Source organism: Pseudomonas sp. JE3303 (assembly GCF_056312565.1).
On record NZ_JBWGIF010000009.1, the window covers coordinates 13,134 to 30,356 of the forward strand.

The following is a 17,223-nucleotide window of genomic DNA, read 5'->3' on the forward strand; positions in this document are numbered from 1 at the left end:
TATATTACCTATACTTGATCCCGCTACCCGGTTATCGCTAGGGTCAATATGCCTTACGCTTGCACCCTCACCACCTTCCTTAAACATCGCCACCGGCCATTCATCTCGATCTTTTGCCTTCATAGTTTTGACATCTTTCAGGCTCAGTTTTCTATTTAGTTTCGCAGTATCTCTCTGGATGGTGACCATATATGGCTGCCCTCGATTTATGGCATCCTGAATGTGGCCAAATGTCTCTGGGTATTCCGACCTCTTAAGGCTCAACCTATAATCATGATCTGCCGCGTTAGATTTTAGGAGTGTACACCCCGCAAGCCTAAGTGCATCAACCCATGTTACAAGGTTGGGATTGTACTGGTACAAGTTAACCCCGCCCGCCAACCCTATCGGATCTTGTGTGACAAACCGCCCCACCTCTGGATCGTAATACCTAAACGTATTGTAGTGCAGCCCCCTCTCATCATCGAAGTAGTGCCCTTGGAACCTGAGGTTCTGCTCGACCGCATGGACTGTCAGCCTGTCCACCGCGCCCCCGGCCCGATACGTCGCCTGCCAAACGACCTCACCCTCGCTGTCGGGGATTTCCAACGGCGTACCGATCGGATCCGTATGGAAGTAGTAGAGCTTCTGCTGCTCCCGTCAGTCTGGGCCACCGTGCCAGCGGCGCATAACTGCCTGGCTCGTAGACGTACAGGTTCGCGCAGCATCAGTAAGCCCTGCCACAGGAAACACTTGTGCGCGACCTTACCGTTGATCTCCAACTGCTTGGCTATCCGCCGTCCCAGACTGTTCGTAGCAATAGTCGCCCACGCTCTTCATTGACCAGCGCGGTTAGGCGAAGAGTATTGCCGACCTCAAAATGTACTCGCTCCACTTTCGGATCTTGGGAGCGAAGAAGATGGAATAAAATTCAAATCCCTAGCTCGCCCTCGCTGACAAAATCAAGAAAGAGCTCACATACCTCAAGGAAGAAGCTTAGATTTTTTTGAAGGGCGCGAGCGTTTCCAAGAAATCAAAAGTCCAGCCTCACCAAGTTCATTATTAACATATTCCAGGTTATTACCCTCAACCTCCCACATCCACATTCCATTCGACTTGGGAGTCAACACACCGTGTCGCCCCTCTTGCAGAATCCATTCTCGCAAATTGCCCCCCCCCACTTCCAGCCTCAAATGGCCCTCATTGATAACGTTTACCAAATAGACCATTCTCAACATATTAGTCTTATACCGCTCTGCGCCCTTGAATCTCCCCCCAGTCTCTCGACTGAACAATACTGGATTTTCATAGTCATACACGCTTATTAGGTTTTCCCCTTCGGCATAATTAAGCCCTTCAGAAATATCATCGGAAGCATAAAAAATGGCATAATCCAACGCTTTATAACTGCACAAGGTCTCGATGATTTCACAAACCTTTACTTCCTCTAATCCAGGCGGAAGCCATTGCGCATCAAGATGATAGAAACCACCAAAATCAGTTGTTGAGTATCCAAAAGATGCATCCCAAAGCACACCGTCTTTGTTACCACAATAAAGCCTAAACGATGTCGCGCTTTTTGATGCGAGCTCATTTTTCAAATCAGACAAAGAGACCTCAACAAAATCGACATCTTCTTCAGACCTATCCTTCCGATATCTATAGTAACCAGAAGTCGTTACAGACAAACCGAGAATACGAAAAAAATTCACCCCTAACTCATATGCAAGCTCTGGAGTGATTTTTTCGACGCCGTAAACAGCCACTGCATTCACTGGATACATATTACTGACCTATATATTACCAATTAAATTACCCAAGACACTCTTTATCTTAGAGCCATTATAGGGATGCTTTAACACAATGATACTTCCTTGACTTGAACTCGGCAAGTTAGCCATTGCAACCTGATTGCGCGTCGTCAACGATGGCAATTTGGTCCCCATATCAGTTTTAGAAGCAAGCTCTATAGAGTGAACTCGTCCAGCTTTATCAATAGCCATAATATCAGGGCGTCGCCCAGACACCCCTTTGCCATTGGCAAAGTTATATGACCTATTCAAATAAACCTCTTTGAACTTACCGCTCATTGCCAATTTGTTGGCGATAGCCTCTGAGAACTGATCATGCCCTGGCGTTCCATCTTTTTGCCCTTTACCAAATATCTTTGTGCCGTTTACTTCGCGCATAGGGCATGCGGCGAGCCCCAGAGGATCCACCCAAGTAATCGGACTCGGCACATAACCATAAAGATTGCTACCGCCTTCTAGCCCAAGAGGGTCTTGCGTGACGAAACGCCCAACTTCGGCATCGTAGAATCTGAATGTGTTGTAGTGCAGTCCTGATTCGCGATCAAAATACTGCCCTTGAAACCGCAGATTCTGCTCAACTTCCTTAGCCCCCAAATTCTCTAACGAGCCCCACGAACGATACGTCGCTTGCCAGACGATCTTCCCGTCACTGTCCGTCAACTCCAACGGCGTTCCGATCTGATCCGTATGGAAGTAATAAAGCTTCTGCTCCTCCCCCTCCCCTTGCTCCACCCGCGCCAGCGGCGCATAGCTACCCGGCTCGTAGACGTAGAGGGTGCTCTGCCCCGGCGTCTCCTCGCGCAGCATCCTCAGCCCTTGCCAGAGGAACCGTTTCTGCTCGACGCTGCCATTGATCTCGGCTTGCTTGGCGACTCGGCGTCCCAGGCTGTCATAGCGGTATTGGCCGACGCTTTCCAGCTTGCCCCTGACCAACGTCTGCGCCTTGACCAGTCGGTTTTCGCAGTCGTAGGTAAAAATCTGCTGCTTGACCGGCCCGCTGAGCTTCTCTATCAAGTTGCCCCAGGGGTCATAGCGGTATTCCTGGTCCCGCCACTTCCTGATCCGGTTGTCTTTCACCTTGTCGAACTGGCTGGTGTTGAAGTTCAGCCGGTTCGCGGCCGGGTCGTAGCGGAATGCTTCACTGTCCTCCAGGCGTCCGGTCTCGCGGCTATGCAGCTGGCCGTTGGCTTCGTATTCGTACCGGGTCTCGCCCCGTAGCTTGTCCAGCGTGCGGCTCAGTTCGCCGGCCGGGTCGTACTCGTAGCGACGGTGGATCGGGTTGTAGGCATGCTCCACCAGCAGCTCCGGGTGAACCCCGGGGTTATGCACCTGGGACAGCTTCTCGGCCGGCAACCTCGAGGCAAACTGCCAGGCCTTGCGGCCCATCGCGTCGTAGCCGAAGCAACTGGTGAGCTTGCCCTGCGTGCGGTAGACCTCGCGGTGCAGGTCATCGCGTTCCATGTCGCTGATCACCTGGCCATCCAGGTTGATCTGGTGCAGGTGGCCGCTGCCATAGTACAGGTGGTTCAGGTGCTGCCCGGTGGGCAGTGTCAGCGTGGTCAGGTTGCTCAGTGGATCGTACTCATACGCCAGCGGGCCTTGCGGGGTGGTTTCCTGGGTGAGCCTGCCCAGCAGGTCGTAGGCAAAATCCAGCTTCTCTTCGGTGATGCCGAGCCGCTTGCCGTTGTCCGTTGGCTGGCGATGGATGCTGAGCAGCCTGTCGGCGTCGTCGTAGGCGTAGCCTTGGCGTGCGTCGTTGTTCAGCTTGGCCAGCAACCGGCCAATCGGATCGCGCTCGAACAGGGTGCTGCGCTGGGGCTGTTCGCCCCGCTCGCCGTAGCCGATTTCATCCAGGCGGATCAGGTGACCGCCGTCGTCGTAGCTGAAGCGCCGGGTGAGATTATCGACGCGCTTTTCTTCGATCAGGCGATCGGAGGCGTCGTAGCTGAAGTCGTAGGTGGCGTTGTTTTCATTGACCAGCGCGGTGAGACGAAATGCCTTGTCGTACTCGTAACCGATCCGCTGGCCCTTGGCATCCTGGCGGCTGGTCGGCAGGCCGCGGGCACTGCGCAGCAGGCGGGTGACCTGGCCTTTGCCGTCGGTGTGGGTGAGCACCTGCCCGAGCTCGTTGTAGGCGAAGGACTCGGTCGTGCCATCCGGGTGATGGATGCGCAGCACTTCGCCGTCCGGCTTGCGCTCGAGCGTGGTGGTCTGGTTGAGCGCGTCAGTGACGGCCACCAGGTGCTGGCGCTCGTCGTAGCGGTAGTAGGTGCTCTTGCCGGAGCAGTCCTGGAAGCGTTCGACCTGGGCCAGCGGATTCCACCACAGGTACTTGGACTTGCGCGTCGCATCGATGATGGTGTGCGGCAGGCCGTCATCGCTGTTGAGGTACTCGGTCATGTGGCCGAGCGCATCGATTTCCGCGATCAGGTTGCCCTTGTTGTCGTAGCGGGCTGTCCAGGTGCTGCCGTCGGGGTAGCTAGCCTGGGTCACCAGTGTGGTGAGGTGGTGGTACTGGTAACGAATGGTGCGCCCGAGCGGGTCGGATTCTTCAAGCAAACGGGCGTATTCATCGTACTTGAAGCGAAGCTGGTTGCCGTCGGGCAGCGTGAGGCCGGTCATGTTGCCGGCGTTATCGAGTTCGATAGCGTAGCGCTCGCCGCCATAGTCGCGGCTGGCGATGACGCGGTGATCGGCGTTGTAGTGGATCTCCAGCTCGCGCCCCAGTACATCGATCACCCTGCTGGTGCGGGCCTCGAAGTCATAGCGGAACTGGAAGCGCTCGCCGTCGCTGGTCGAGTGTTCAACTACCCGTGGCTGGCCGTTGAGGGTTTCCCAGCGGTATCGGCAGGTGAGGCCCAGGGCGTTGCTGTGCTGGGTCATCACACCGTCGGTGTAGGCGAACGTGCGCACCGAGGTGCCGTTGCGGTTGATGACTTCGTTGAGCTGGCCGTTTTCGTCGTAGCGGTAGCGGGTCAGGGTCTCGACTGCTTCGTTGTTTACCACGCGGCGGATGTCGGTCAGGCGGCCAAGCGGGTGGTCGTAGTGCAGGTGCACACGGATGCCGCCGGTGGCGCTGATGTCGGTCAGGGTGCCTTGGGTATCACGGGTGAAGTGCAGGTAGTGGCCGAGGACGTTCTCGATGCGCTGCAGGGGGACGTCGCGGTTGTCGTCCGGGACTTCGCCGAAATAGAAGAACAGGTTGTCGAGGGTTTGCAGCAGGTAGTGTCCGCCTTCGGTGCAGACCAGATAGACCTGCTCGTGCGGATTGAAAATTCGCTGGCCGGGCTGCAACGCCACGAAGGGTACGGTGCGGCCCTGGTTGTCGGTGAGGTAAACGAACTCGCCTTGGCGACGCAGGCTTTGTTCCCAGGGCAGGACCCAGCCCTGACCAAGTACGCTGTCAACCGTCAGGTCGCTGGCGTAGAAGCGCGACCACTCGATTGGCATCAGACCAGGCAGACTGAAATCGACTTCGTCGGGGATCACCTTGCGGCCAGTGGTCATGTCCACCGGGTTGCCGGTGAGGCCACCCATTGCTCGACGGGCCACCGGCTCGACGACATAGCGGCTTGCAACTTCACCTGCGACGAAGCCTGCGGTGAATTTCATCACGCACGGCATGACCGCCTTCATGCCAGCCTGGGTGCCGGCCTTGATCAGCTGGGCGATACCACCCGCTGCTCCGGCGACAGCCATCAGAATGTCTACGGTCGTGCGCAGCCAGCCGGGAATTTCATCGTCGACCGGCAGGTAGCGCTGGGTGCCGCCGCCGATGTAGACGTTGCCCGAGCCACTGGAGATGGTCGCGCCGCAGGTCAGCTTGTCGCCCTTGCGGGCGGCCGGGGCGCCGTTGATGAAGACGTTGGTCGAGCCGTCGGCTACCTTGACCGGGCCAGGGTGCTTGTCGCACGCGCCGGTACTTTTATCGACATGAGCGGCCTTGCGCTTGTTGATGTACACATTGGGTGACGCGGTGACGATGGTCCCTGAAGGGGAGGAGAATTTACTCCCTATCGCCTCCCCTGCGGCGGTCAGCAGGCTGCCCCCAACCCCCGCCGCCATGCCTGCCAACAGCGCCACACCGAACCCGCAGGTGAAGGTGGCGATGGCTACCGTGGCGACCAATGCGATACCCAGGGCAGCCCCGACCAGAAACCCACCCAGGGCGCTGGTGTGACCGAATTCGTCACCAAACCTGGCGGCTTCGAACATGGGTTACTCCTGCTGGCCGGAGTCGGTGTCGGTCACGCTTGGGGTGCGGGGCCGGAAACTCGCCAGCAGGTGCTCCCAGTCCTTGTTTTGCTCCGGGCTGAAATCAGCCTGGGCGGTGGTGGAGAAGATGAGCGCGCGTCCAGGCTCGATGAGGAAGGCGGCCTGGCGCTGATAGAACGGACGGCCGTCGTTGGTGTAGTACGCATCGATCTGAATGCCGGCGATAGGCGCAGTGGTCGACAGTGACACCGCTTTCTGGCCGAACACGGTGTAACCGCGCAGTTTGGAGGCGAGCATCTTCACTTGGCGCTCGACATACGGATCCAGTTGTTCGTCGGGCAGCAATGTGTCGCGGGAGACAGTGATACTCAGCGGAGCTGGAACGCTGGCGCCGAGCACGAACATGTTGACACTACGATCCTGAAAACCCTGCGGCAGCGAGATGCCGCCTTCCTGCAACTCATAATCCATGCGATGTAAATTCCTGATTTCAAAATAGAGGCGTCAGCGGATCGCGAGGCCGTCAAGCATGCGGTCAAACTGCAACAGCCAGTGGCTCAGACCTGCCTTGGCCGGATCGATCGCACAGGAGATCTCCAGCCACTGGGGATAATCGCGCCCCGCGACCGGAACCAGCGCCCCAATAAGACGGCCGTGCTGCTGCTCGTGGTCGATGGTGAACTGAAAATCCAGCGCCTTGGCCGGGTTGCCAGCAAGGCTGGCATTGCTGCGGCGGACGAAGCGAACTTGCGGGTTGATGCGCAAAAGCGTTTGCACCGAGTCTTCGAAAAGGTGGTCGAGCGTCTGGCCCTGACGAACATCTCGTCGCCGGATGGTCAAGGTTACCGGCTCCCCATCGTGCTCCAGGGTGGTCTGGATATCACGAAAACGAAAACCGTCTGGAAACGCCAACTGAAAGCCGCCGAAAGTGAAGCTGCTCGAGGCATCCTCCAATGCGACGGCTGGCACAGGTGCGGCTTGCCGTTCGGCTTCGAGGGCAGCTGCCTCCAGTTGCGCGGTTTGAGCAGCCTTCTCCTTCGCTATCCGGGTGGCGGAAAGACGGTCGTAGAGATTGGGGCGGTTCCTGATCATGGGTGCTGGCTTCACTCGTTGATGTCGACCCGATCACCCTTGACGAAGGTATTCTTGCCAAGGATGTCGATCTTGTCGGCCTCGATCGTGATGCCCGATGGCGTCATCGAAATCTTGCTGGTGCCTACCTGCAAGATGATTCGCTCGGATGCGCCGATCTGGATGAAATTGTTATCAACCTGCAGGGTGTAGGAGCCTTCCTGGATGTTGACGACAGTGTCTTTGCTGATCTGCTCGGTATGTGTGCCGCCGACGGTGATGGTGCGATTGTTGCCGACCTGCAGGGTCTCGTCGCGCTCGACCTCGGAGTCCATATCGCGCTCGGCATGCAGGCTGATCTGCTCGGCGCCGGGCTTGTCCTCGAAGCGGAAGAAGTTCGCGGTATTGCCGTCGCCCTTGAGCGACCGCGTCAGAAAACCACTCTGCGTCTTGTTCGCCGGCAACGACCACGGCGGGGTGTTCTGGCTGTTGTACAGGCTGCCCATGATCAACGGGCGGTCGGGGTTACGCGGCGGATGTCGGTCAGGCGGCCAAGCGGGTGGTCGTAGTGCAGGTGCACACGGATGCCGCCGGTGGCGCTGATGTCGGTCAGGGTGCCTTGGGTATCACGGGTGAAGTGCAGGTAGTGGCCGAGGACGTTCTCGATGCGCTGCAGGGGGACGTCGCGGTTGTCGTCCGGGACTTCGCCGAAATAGAAGAACAGGTTGTCGAGGGTTTGCAGCAGGTAGTGTCCGCCTTCGGTGCAGACCAGATAGACCTGCTCGTGCGGATTGAAAATTCGCTGGCCGGGCTGCAACGCCACGAAGGGTACGGTGCGGCCCTGGTTGTCGGTGAGGTAAACGAACTCGCCTTGGCGACGCAGGCTTTGTTCCCAGGGCAGGACCCAGCCCTGACCAAGTACGCTGTCAACCGTCAGGTCGCTGGCGTAGAAGCGCGACCACTCGATTGGCATCAGACCAGGCAGACTGAAATCGACTTCGTCGGGGATCACCTTGCGGCCAGTGGTCATGTCCACCGGGTTGCCGGTGAGGCCACCCATTGCTCGACGGGCCACCGGCTCGACGACATAGCGGCTTGCAACTTCACCTGCGACGAAGCCTGCGGTGAATTTCATCACGCACGGCATGACCGCCTTCATGCCAGCCTGGGTGCCGGCCTTGATCAGCTGGGCGATACCACCCGCTGCTCCGGCGACAGCCATCAGAATGTCTACGGTCGTGCGCAGCCAGCCGGGAATTTCATCGTCGACCGGCAGGTAGCGCTGGGTGCCGCCGCCGATGTAGACGTTGCCCGAGCCACTGGAGATGGTCGCGCCGCAGGTCAGCTTGTCGCCCTTGCGGGCGGCCGGGGCGCCGTTGATGAAGACGTTGGTCGAGCCGTCGGCTACCTTGACCGGGCCAGGGTGCTTGTCGCACGCGCCGGTACTTTTATCGACATGAGCGGCCTTGCGCTTGTTGATGTACACATTGGGTGACGCGGTGACGATGGTCCCTGAAGGGGAGGAGAATTTACTCCCTATCGCCTCCCCTGCGGCGGTCAGCAGGCTGCCCCCAACCCCCGCCGCCATGCCTGCCAACAGCGCCACACCGAACCCGCAGGTGAAGGTGGCGATGGCTACCGTGGCGACCAATGCGATACCCAGGGCAGCCCCGACCAGAAACCCACCCAGGGCGCTGGTGTGACCGAATTCGTCACCAAACCTGGCGGCTTCGAACATGGGTTACTCCTGCTGGCCGGAGTCGGTGTCGGTCACGCTTGGGGTGCGGGGCCGGAAACTCGCCAGCAGGTGCTCCCAGTCCTTGTTTTGCTCCGGGCTGAAATCAGCCTGGGCGGTGGTGGAGAAGATGAGCGCGCGTCCAGGCTCGATGAGGAAGGCGGCCTGGCGCTGATAGAACGGACGGCCGTCGTTGGTGTAGTACGCATCGATCTGAATGCCGGCGATAGGCGCAGTGGTCGACAGTGACACCGCTTTCTGGCCGAACACGGTGTAACCGCGCAGTTTGGAGGCGAGCATCTTCACTTGGCGCTCGACATACGGATCCAGTTGTTCGTCGGGCAGCAATGTGTCGCGGGAGACAGTGATACTCAGCGGAGCTGGAACGCTGGCGCCGAGCACGAACATGTTGACACTACGATCCTGAAAACCCTGCGGCAGCGAGATGCCGCCTTCCTGCAACTCATAATCCATGCGATGTAAATTCCTGATTTCAAAATAGAGGCGTCAGCGGATCGCGAGGCCGTCAAGCATGCGGTCAAACTGCAACAGCCAGTGGCTCAGACCTGCCTTGGCCGGATCGATCGCACAGGAGATCTCCAGCCACTGGGGATAATCGCGCCCCGCGACCGGAACCAGCGCCCCAATAAGACGGCCGTGCTGCTGCTCGTGGTCGATGGTGAACTGAAAATCCAGCGCCTTGGCCGGGTTGCCAGCAAGGCTGGCATTGCTGCGGCGGACGAAGCGAACTTGCGGGTTGATGCGCAAAAGCGTTTGCACCGAGTCTTCGAAAAGGTGGTCGAGCGTCTGGCCCTGACGAACATCTCGTCGCCGGATGGTCAAGGTTACCGGCTCCCCATCGTGCTCCAGGGTGGTCTGGATATCACGAAAACGAAAACCGTCTGGAAACGCCAACTGAAAGCCGCCGAAAGTGAAGCTGCTCGAGGCATCCTCCAATGCGACGGCTGGCACAGGTGCGGCTTGCCGTTCGGCTTCGAGGGCAGCTGCCTCCAGTTGCGCGGTTTGAGCAGCCTTCTCCTTCGCTATCCGGGTGGCGGAAAGACGGTCGTAGAGATTGGGGCGGTTCCTGATCATGGGTGCTGGCTTCACTCGTTGATGTCGACCCGATCACCCTTGACGAAGGTATTCTTGCCAAGGATGTCGATCTTGTCGGCCTCGATCGTGATGCCCGATGGCGTCATCGAAATCTTGCTGGTGCCTACCTGCAAGATGATTCGCTCGGATGCGCCGATCTGGATGAAATTGTTATCAACCTGCAGGGTGTAGGAGCCTTCCTGGATGTTGACGACAGTGTCTTTGCTGATCTGCTCGGTATGTGTGCCGCCGACGGTGATGGTGCGATTGTTGCCGACCTGCAGGGTCTCGTCGCGCTCGACCTCGGAGTCCATATCGCGCTCGGCATGCAGGCTGATCTGCTCGGCGCCGGGCTTGTCCTCGAAGCGGAAGAAGTTCGCGGTATTGCCGTCGCCCTTGAGCGACCGCGTCAGAAAACCACTCTGCGTCTTGTTCGCCGGCAACGACCACGGCGGGGTGTTCTGGCTGTTGTACAGGCTGCCCATGATCAACGGGCGGTCGGGGTTGCCGTCGAGGAACATCACCACGACTTCGTCACCCACCCGCGGGATGATGATGCTGCCGAACCCGCCGCTGGCACCGGACTGGGCGACCCGGACCCAGCAGGAACTCTGGTCGTCGAATTCGCCATTGCGGTCCCAATGGAACTGGACTTTCACGCGGCCCAGTTCGTCGGTGTAGATCTCTTCACCTGGCGGGCCGACCACGATCGCGGTCTGTGGTCCGGTGATGAGGCCTCTTGGGGCACTGAGGATGGGGCGATAGGGAATCTTGCGCCGCATGCAGACGAATTTGTTCCCGTAACCGGCTTCGGCACCATTGGTGTAGTTGTTCTGGCCCCAATGGTTGACCGAGGTCAGCAGGAACTGCCGTTCTTCCTGGGGATCGTTGTCGTGGTCATAGTGCTGCGCCAGCTCGAAGTAATAACCAGGCTCCATCGCACGGCAGTTGCTGTCTCCGCTGAACGACTTGCCTTGCATTTCCATCGCTTCCAGGCGATGACGGGCCTTCTGCATGCCGTCATCGGCAGTGGCATAGCCATACAAGCCTTCGTACTCGAACACTTCGAACTGACCGACGTCGCCCTGCTGGTTCACTGATCCCAGTTGAACCAGATGGGGATTACCGGGCTGCTTGTAGTCGAAGGACTTGAGCGCAAGGCGCGTGGGCTGGAACTTGCGGCTCGCGGCCCAGGCGGTGATCGAGTCTTCGGTTTCCGTGACGGAGGCGCGGTGGTAGCGAATGACCGGCTGGGCAGGCAGCTGTGGCAGGACGCTGCTGTCATCGGAAATGATCATCCGATGCCCTTCCTTGCTGTGCTGGAAGGTGAAGAACAAGCCTTCGTTTTCCAGCAGGCGGAGAACGAAGTTGAGGTCCGATTCCTGGTACTGGGTGCAATAGCTGATCGGTTTCAGCGGTTTGCTCAGGCGAAACTCGTGATCCGCCAGCGACAAGTAGTAATCGAATACTTCCTTGACGATCTGTTCGGTCGTCTTGTCCTGGAAAATACGCGAATCGCGGCGGCGGCTAAGAATCCACAGCCATGGGACAAGTTCTGCGTGATAGTTGGCGACGCCACCGTCAGCGCCACTGTGGACGAAGTCGGAGACATGCGCGCTTATATATTTCAGGCTGCCATCGGCCAAGGTGATGGCCATGGTGACTTTCTTGCCGATGAGCTTCTTGAGTTCGATTCTGGCATCTTGTGACACCAGGTCGACATTGAACTTGAAGAGTTCGGAAAGTGCCTCACGACCGGCGAATCGCAACAGCTGCAGCTCTTGGTCGTCGGGCAGTGGTGAATCAAATGTGATCAAGCGTTGATGCTGGGAAAGCATCTGCTCCAGAGCGTCCATAATCATCCGATGCGTCCTGCACTAGGCTGGAAATCCGCACATGGAACCGTTCCAGGCTGGAGATGTCAAGAATGAGCGAAGTGGTGGCATTGCGCCATGAAGAACATCCTTGGGTCATCAATTCGGCTCCGCACTCCACAAGCTGCACAGCATCGCTACCCGTCTGGCATGCAATTCTGCGAAGAGTGCACACGCTCCCCATGAGTGATGTCAAACAGCCATAAATACTGTCATTGCAGCATCATTCATTGTGTTTTCAAGATGTATCTGACTACCCCAATAACGCCGTATGGCGCGCAGCGACTGGTTTGCTCTTGTGAATCTCGGGGTGTAGGCTGCCTCCCGAAAGGACGCTGGCCCGCCCAGCACATACAGATATCGACAAGGAGAGCCTCGTCATGAGCCTGAGCACTTCCCAGCTCAGTCAGCTGGATCGTGAAATTGATCAGAACCAACGGGAGATGATTGTTATCCCCATGGATCAACTCAGCGCTCATCAAGCTGAATCCGACCCTGACATGAGCGCTACACAGGCGCCCCAGGTTTGTTCCCGAACCCAACCAGGCTTGCTTAATGGGACCTGGACAACCCAGTCCCTCTACAACGCCACCGCTCATGAATTCGTCAATACCAATTGGGGAGTGCCGACTGCACTTGGAGTTTATGATGCCTATAACTCTGCCCGTCTGCTCCGTGACATTGGCGGGTTCGGTACAAAAACCCGCGTGGCGACACACAATGGACGGCAGTACCTGATTCTGACCGGCTACCCTGGCCTGCGTAATAAACTTCGTGGCACTCGCTATGGCCTTCGCAACGCGCAGGTTGTGGAACTTGGTATTGGTAAATATGGCATACGCGGTTCGTCGATAGCGGGCTTCAAGCTATCGTGCTGGGTGGCCGTGGGCATTGAAGTACTGGAGTGGTTCTTCAATGACGAAGCGGTGATGACCGACCTTTTCGCGGGCGTTGGAGTGGAGCTGATCAAGGCCGGCATTGCCTCCGCGGTGGGCTATGCGGCTGCCGTTGCCTTTGGTGCCGTGTTCACTGCTGCTGCGCTACCGGTTGTCGTCGGCGCCGTTGTCGTTTTCGCGATTGGAATAGGACTCAACGCGCTAGACAATCATTACGGCATCAAGAACTCCGTGAAGGCCGGCCTGCGTTATGCGGTAGACAACGTTTCGTATCTTCATGAAAAGGCCACGCAGATCACGGTCAAGGATCTGCAGAGTTACGCCGAGGAAACGGCCGCGAATATCGCCTCCGAAATCGCGGACCAGCTCTACAAAGAAGCGAAGTCGTGGGTTATTCGTAAGGTCCAGCCTCGAGAGTTCAGCCTTCCTAGCTGGCCTGATGCACCACGACTGCCGAAGCTGCCGGGCTTCAACCTGCCTAAGTTCTGAATGATGAAAACCACACCTGTGAAATACCCTGACCAGATTTCAGCGACGAAGATTAGGTTGATTACCGCGGTTGCGGTGCCCTTCATGCTTCTTGTTGGTACATTTTCTGTCTACTGGCTTTGGACGCATATCCTGCCGTTGTACGGCAGGCTCTGGCGAAGCGCGCCCGTGGTGGAAACACCGTACCTCGCTTTCTGCCTGCTCATGGCGCCGCCCGTGGTATTGATTTGCGTCGTGGGCGGGGCCATCGCGTTCTGGAACGGCAAGAAATTCGACCCGCCTACCAAGTCACGACTGTTCAGATTCCAGAGCCTGATGATCGGCTCATCGATCAAGATCATCTTGTATGTGGTTCCCGCGTTGATGATTTTGACGACCCTGGCATTGTTGGCCAGAGGCTATTCCCCTTGTCCAAAACTCCTGATCTCGGGCTCGGCCTGGCAATTGTTCTGGGTCAATGACGATCGCGTCTGTTTCAAACCGGACCGCTATATCAATGACAACTGGCCCTGCAAGACGATCAACGGAAAGGATGTGTGCATCCAGGTGGATGGAAGGTAAGGCCTGACCAGGAACACCTGGCCTTTGTCGAGTCTCGACCGTGGACAACTCTGTACGCGTGAGTGCTACCGTCGTGGGGCCGGCCCGCACCCGGCCTCATGAACGCTATTGAGTCAGCAGCATGGGTTATTGCTACGAGATATTGCGTGGATTCCGGGGCAGATCCAGGCGCTGAAAATGGGACTGTTGTCCAAGCATTGCCATCACTGCCCGGCGCTCCACCGCCTGTTACGTCCCCTCTTATCAGAGCTCAAACAGGGACCTGCTTCACCTTTCACAAAAAAAAAGTGGATCCCATCCAGCCCCTTTCCAGGCTGCTCTGCGCCCCGCCCCGCCGGGCCAAACGCCTGTTAAACGCCCTTATAAACCCCCACAGATGGCACCGCGACATCATTGCGCCGCAACCGCAAACCAGTAAAAAATCGCCCCTCTCTCGGGAACTTCTTCTCGAACAGAGTGCCTTAGGGGCTCTTGCTGGCCACTCAATATCCATGTGCCAGCATCCGTGATTCAGGCTTTTCCGGGTTGAAATTCCGCCCGTGCCGAAGATGATTTCACGTCCGCGCCAGCGGCGCTTCAGGACGATCAAGCAGGCTCAAGGACGATGTACCCATGACACAGACATTCGATGTCGAAGCGTTGATCAGGCTGCGTAGCCAGACGCGGGCGATTTCCGATGCGCTCAAGGCGCAGGCGTCGGACTATCTCTCGACGCTGTCGCTGCTGATCCGTCCCCAGACGCTGTTCGGTGAGTACCTGCAAGGCGCGCAACGCAGCAGCGGTCGCGAAACCCAGCATCACTTCAAAGAGCTGATCGAGCTCTACGAGCGCATCGGCTCGGCCTCCCCTTTTCAACTGGTCAGCGAGCTGGAAGTTCCGCTCAACCTGATCAGCACCACTCCCGAGCTGTTCCCTCTCGAATACGACAAGGTGCTCGAACAGAGCGGCGAGACGATCCGTATCACCAGCCCCGTGCGCTGGGTGGTGGGCTTCGGCTCGTTCGACCTGGCGCAGTTCCGCGCCGTGATCAAAGACCCCAACCGCAGCAGCGCCGAGCTGTACCGCTTCGTGGTGCACTACCTGGTGCTGTTCTATTGCCTGAGCAAGTCACCCGGCCTGGGGCGGCTGTTCGAGGGCTTGCGCTTTGCGCTGAGCTTCGAGCGCCTGAAGGGCTTCGGCGACCTGCCGTTCTGCGTCATCAGCTCGCCGGTGCGCTCGGAGCTGCCCGATGAGGGCGTGATCCGCAGCAGCACGCAGATTGCGGGCAACGCCAGCTTCGAGGAGCTGGTGAGCCGTGAGAACATCATGGAAATGAACGATGAAATCCGTCAGCGCCTGTTGCTGACGATCGAAGGACTGTAACGCGCAGCGCCTTTTTCAAGGCCGGGCCGCAAACGATTCGCAGCGAACTGTTCGCACTGGAGATCACGATGGCGAAGAAGGAAAGTACCCAGCACAAACTCGACCGCGTCCGCGCGCCCCGGGTCCACATCACCTACGACGTGGATATCGGCGATGCGCTGGAAAAGAAAGAGCTGCCCTTTGTCGTGGGCGTGCTGGGCGATTTCTCCGGTAACCCGCTGGAGCCTTTGCCCAAGCTCAAGGACCGCAAGTTCGTGTTCATCGACCGTGACAATTTCAACGGCGTGCTGCGGGGCATCAAGCCGCGCCTGGCCTACCGGGTCGACAACACCCTGGCCAAGAACGGCACCCAGCTGGGCGTCGAGCTGAACTTCAACAGCCTGGAAGACTTCGAGCCGCAGAACGTGGTCAAGCAGGTCGAGCCGCTGCGCAAGCTGCTCGAAGTGCGCAACAAGCTGGCGGACCTGCGCAACAAGATGGGCGGCAACGACAAGCTCGAAGAGCTGCTGATGGACGTGCTGCAGAACACCGAGAAACTCAAGACCCTGGGCAAGGAGTTCGGCCGTGAAGCCGAAGTCCCGGCCGACGATCGCAACGCCTGAGCCGGAGCCTGACGATGACCGACAAGCAAACCCTGCCGCAACAGGCCAGCGACCTGGTCGAGGTGGAAAACTTCGCCCCGCAGTCCTCGCTGCTCGACAGCATCATCTCGCAGAGCCGCGTGGCGCGCTCCGAGACCGAGCGCACCCGCACCCGTGACCTGATCGGCGAGCTGGTGAGCCAGGTGCTCGAGGGCGAGATGACGCCCAGCAAGGACCTGATCGCCGTGCTCGACGCGCGCATCGCCGAGATCGACTCGATGCTCTCCGAGCAGATGAACGAGATCATGCATGCCCGCGAGTTCCAGCAGCTGGAAGCCTCCTGGCGCGGCCTGAAATACCAGGTCGACCAGACCGAGACCAGCACCACGCTGAAGATCCACCTGCTCAACGCCTCGAAGAAAGACCTGGTGCGCGACCTCAAGGCCGCCTCCGAATTCGACCAGAGCGCACTGTTCAAGAAGGTCTACGAAGAAGAATACGGCACCTTCGGTGGCGCGCCGTTCGGCATGTTGCTGGGCGACTACGAGTTCAACCGCAGCCCTGAAGACATGTACCTGCTCGAAGAGATCTCGCACGTGGCCGCCGCGGCACATGCGCCGTTCATCTCGGCGGCCTCGCCCGAGCTGTTTGGCTGGGACTCGTTCACCGACATGTCCGGCCCACGCGACCTGGCAAAGATCTTCGACACTGTCGAATATGCCAAGTGGAAGTCGTTCCGCGCCTCCGAAGACTCGCGCTATGTCGGCCTGACCCTGCCGCACGTGCTGGGCCGCCTGCCGTATGGCCCGGATACCACGCCGGTCGAGGAATTCAACTTCGTCGAGAACGTCGATGGCCGCGACCACGACAAGTACCTGTGGATGAACGCCGCCTATGCCCTGGGCACTCGCGTGACCGATGCCTTCTCGCGCTACGGCTGGTGCGTGGCGATCCGCGGCGTCGAAGGCGGTGGCTTGGTGGAAGGCTTGCCAACCCACACCTTCAATACCGATGACGGCGAAATCGCGCTGAAATGCCCGACCGAAATCGCCATCACCGACCGCCGCGAGAAAGAGCTGTCCGACCTCGGGTTCATTCCGCTGGTGCACTGCAAGGGCACCGACTACGCGGCGTTCTTCGGCACCCAGTCGACCCAGAAGCAGAAGCAGTACAACACTGATATCGCCAATGCCAACGCGCGGCTCTCGGCGCAGCTGCAGTACATCTTCGCCACCTCGCGCATCGCCCACTACATGAAGGCGATCATGCGCGACAAGATCGGCAGCTTTGCCTCGCGCAAGGACGTCGAGATGTTCCTCAACAAGTGGCTGGCCAGCTACGTGCTGCTGGACGACACCGCAAGCCAGGAGGCCAAGGCCAAGTTCCCGCTGCGCGAGGCGCGTGCCGAGGTGTTCGAGGTGCCGGGCAAGCCTGGCGTGTACAAGGCTGTGACCTACCTGCGCCCGCACTACCAGCTCGACGAACTGACCGCCTCGTTGCGGCTGGTCGCCGAGTTGCCACAGTCGACCCGCGGCTGACCGGCAGGCATGTCCA

Annotated in this window: 12 protein-coding genes and 4 pseudogenes; 5 read left to right on the forward strand and 11 right to left on the reverse strand. The window is 58.7% G+C overall.

Features of this window, described 5'->3' with window-relative positions; all coding sequences use genetic code 11:
• Positions 1-24 precede the first annotated feature (24 nt).
• The 11 genes and pseudogenes from AC0ZZU_RS14010 to AC0ZZU_RS14060 form a co-directional block, all read right to left on the reverse strand.
• Positions 25-189: pseudogene (locus AC0ZZU_RS14010) on the reverse strand (RHS repeat-associated core domain-containing protein); the annotation flags it as partial.
• 120 nt (positions 190-309) lie between these two features.
• A pseudogene (locus tag AC0ZZU_RS14015) lies at positions 310-791 on the reverse strand (RHS repeat domain-containing protein); the annotation flags it as partial.
• A 171-nt stretch (positions 792-962) separates the two neighbouring features.
• On the reverse strand, positions 963-1,763 hold the full coding sequence (locus AC0ZZU_RS14020; protein WP_476341478.1) for a hypothetical protein: 801 nt from the start codon (positions 1,761-1,763) through the stop codon (positions 963-965).
• A gap of 9 nt (positions 1,764-1,772) precedes the next feature.
• On the reverse strand, positions 1,773-6,005 hold the full coding sequence (locus AC0ZZU_RS14025; RefSeq protein WP_476341479.1) for an RHS repeat-associated core domain-containing protein: 4,233 nt from the start codon (positions 6,003-6,005) through the stop codon (positions 1,773-1,775).
• Between the two features lie 3 nt (positions 6,006-6,008).
• Positions 6,009-6,476: a DcrB-related protein gene (locus AC0ZZU_RS14030; protein ID WP_476341480.1), complete on the reverse strand. Its 468-nt coding sequence runs from the start codon at positions 6,474-6,476 to the stop codon at positions 6,009-6,011.
• 33 nt (positions 6,477-6,509) lie between these two features.
• Positions 6,510-7,097 (reverse strand): hypothetical protein, encoded by a 588-nt coding sequence (locus AC0ZZU_RS14035; protein ID WP_476341482.1) that lies wholly within the window; start codon positions 7,095-7,097, stop codon positions 6,510-6,512.
• A gap of 11 nt (positions 7,098-7,108) precedes the next feature.
• Positions 7,109-7,603: pseudogene (locus tag AC0ZZU_RS14040) on the reverse strand (bacteriophage T4 gp5 trimerisation domain-containing protein); the annotation flags it as partial.
• Positions 7,603-8,814, reverse strand: a pseudogene (locus AC0ZZU_RS14045) (DUF6531 domain-containing protein); the annotation flags it as partial. The pseudogenes AC0ZZU_RS14040 and AC0ZZU_RS14045, both read right to left, overlap by 1 nt.
• A gap of 3 nt (positions 8,815-8,817) precedes the next feature.
• On the reverse strand, positions 8,818-9,285 hold the full coding sequence (locus AC0ZZU_RS14050) for a DcrB-related protein (RefSeq protein WP_476341480.1): 468 nt from the start codon (positions 9,283-9,285) through the stop codon (positions 8,818-8,820).
• Between the two features lie 33 nt (positions 9,286-9,318).
• Positions 9,319-9,906: a hypothetical protein gene (locus AC0ZZU_RS14055; RefSeq protein WP_476341482.1), complete on the reverse strand. Its 588-nt coding sequence runs from the start codon at positions 9,904-9,906 to the stop codon at positions 9,319-9,321.
• A gap of 11 nt (positions 9,907-9,917) precedes the next feature.
• Positions 9,918-11,768 (reverse strand): type VI secretion system Vgr family protein, encoded by a 1,851-nt coding sequence (locus AC0ZZU_RS14060; protein ID WP_476341484.1) that lies wholly within the window; start codon positions 11,766-11,768, stop codon positions 9,918-9,920.
• 392 nt (positions 11,769-12,160) lie between these two features.
• Between AC0ZZU_RS14060 and AC0ZZU_RS14065 the strand changes: the two genes are divergently transcribed.
• From AC0ZZU_RS14065 to tssC, 5 genes are all read left to right on the forward strand, one after another.
• Positions 12,161-13,165, forward strand: coding sequence for a hypothetical protein (locus AC0ZZU_RS14065; RefSeq protein WP_476341486.1), 1,005 nt, complete (start codon positions 12,161-12,163; stop codon positions 13,163-13,165).
• 84 nt (positions 13,166-13,249) lie between these two features.
• Positions 13,250-13,726: a hypothetical protein gene (locus tag AC0ZZU_RS14070; RefSeq protein ID WP_476341782.1), complete on the forward strand. Its 477-nt coding sequence runs from the start codon at positions 13,250-13,252 to the stop codon at positions 13,724-13,726.
• 612 nt (positions 13,727-14,338) lie between these two features.
• Positions 14,339-15,088 carry a hypothetical protein gene (locus tag AC0ZZU_RS14075; RefSeq protein ID WP_476341488.1) on the forward strand — a complete coding sequence of 250 codons (750 nt, stop codon included), beginning with the start codon at positions 14,339-14,341 and terminating at the stop codon, positions 15,086-15,088.
• A 68-nt stretch (positions 15,089-15,156) separates the two neighbouring features.
• Positions 15,157-15,690 (forward strand): type VI secretion system contractile sheath small subunit, encoded by a 534-nt coding sequence (tssB, locus tag AC0ZZU_RS14080; RefSeq protein ID WP_476341490.1) that lies wholly within the window; start codon positions 15,157-15,159, stop codon positions 15,688-15,690.
• 14 nt (positions 15,691-15,704) lie between these two features.
• A complete protein-coding gene (gene tssC, locus AC0ZZU_RS14085; protein WP_476341492.1) occupies positions 15,705-17,207 on the forward strand; it encodes a type VI secretion system contractile sheath large subunit in 1,503 nt (500 codons plus the stop codon).
• Positions 17,208-17,223: the final 16 nt, after the last annotated feature.

Bases quoted from the DNA above. Each gene is read 5' to 3' on its own strand.
- AC0ZZU_RS14020 (WP_476341478.1), bottom strand. From the start codon at position 1,763: ATGTATCCAGTGAATGCAGTGGCTGTTTACGGCGTCGAAAAAATCACT.
- AC0ZZU_RS14060 (WP_476341484.1), bottom strand. From the start codon at position 11,768: ATGATTATGGACGCTCTGGAGCAGATGCTTTCCCAGCATCAACGCTTG.
- AC0ZZU_RS14025 (WP_476341479.1), bottom strand. From the start codon at position 6,005: ATGTTCGAAGCCGCCAGGTTTGGTGACGAATTCGGTCACACCAGCGCC.
- AC0ZZU_RS14030 (WP_476341480.1), bottom strand. From the start codon at position 6,476: ATGGATTATGAGTTGCAGGAAGGCGGCATCTCGCTGCCGCAGGGTTTT.
- AC0ZZU_RS14065 (WP_476341486.1), top strand. From the start codon at position 12,161: ATGAGCCTGAGCACTTCCCAGCTCAGTCAGCTGGATCGTGAAATTGAT.
- AC0ZZU_RS14055 (WP_476341482.1), bottom strand. From the start codon at position 9,906: ATGATCAGGAACCGCCCCAATCTCTACGACCGTCTTTCCGCCACCCGG.
- AC0ZZU_RS14075 (WP_476341488.1), top strand. From the start codon at position 14,339: ATGACACAGACATTCGATGTCGAAGCGTTGATCAGGCTGCGTAGCCAG.
- tssC (WP_476341492.1), top strand. From the start codon at position 15,705: ATGACCGACAAGCAAACCCTGCCGCAACAGGCCAGCGACCTGGTCGAG.
- AC0ZZU_RS14070 (WP_476341782.1), top strand. From the start codon at position 13,250: ATGCTTCTTGTTGGTACATTTTCTGTCTACTGGCTTTGGACGCATATC.
- tssB (WP_476341490.1), top strand. From the start codon at position 15,157: ATGGCGAAGAAGGAAAGTACCCAGCACAAACTCGACCGCGTCCGCGCG.
- AC0ZZU_RS14035 (WP_476341482.1), bottom strand. From the start codon at position 7,097: ATGATCAGGAACCGCCCCAATCTCTACGACCGTCTTTCCGCCACCCGG.
- AC0ZZU_RS14050 (WP_476341480.1), bottom strand. From the start codon at position 9,285: ATGGATTATGAGTTGCAGGAAGGCGGCATCTCGCTGCCGCAGGGTTTT.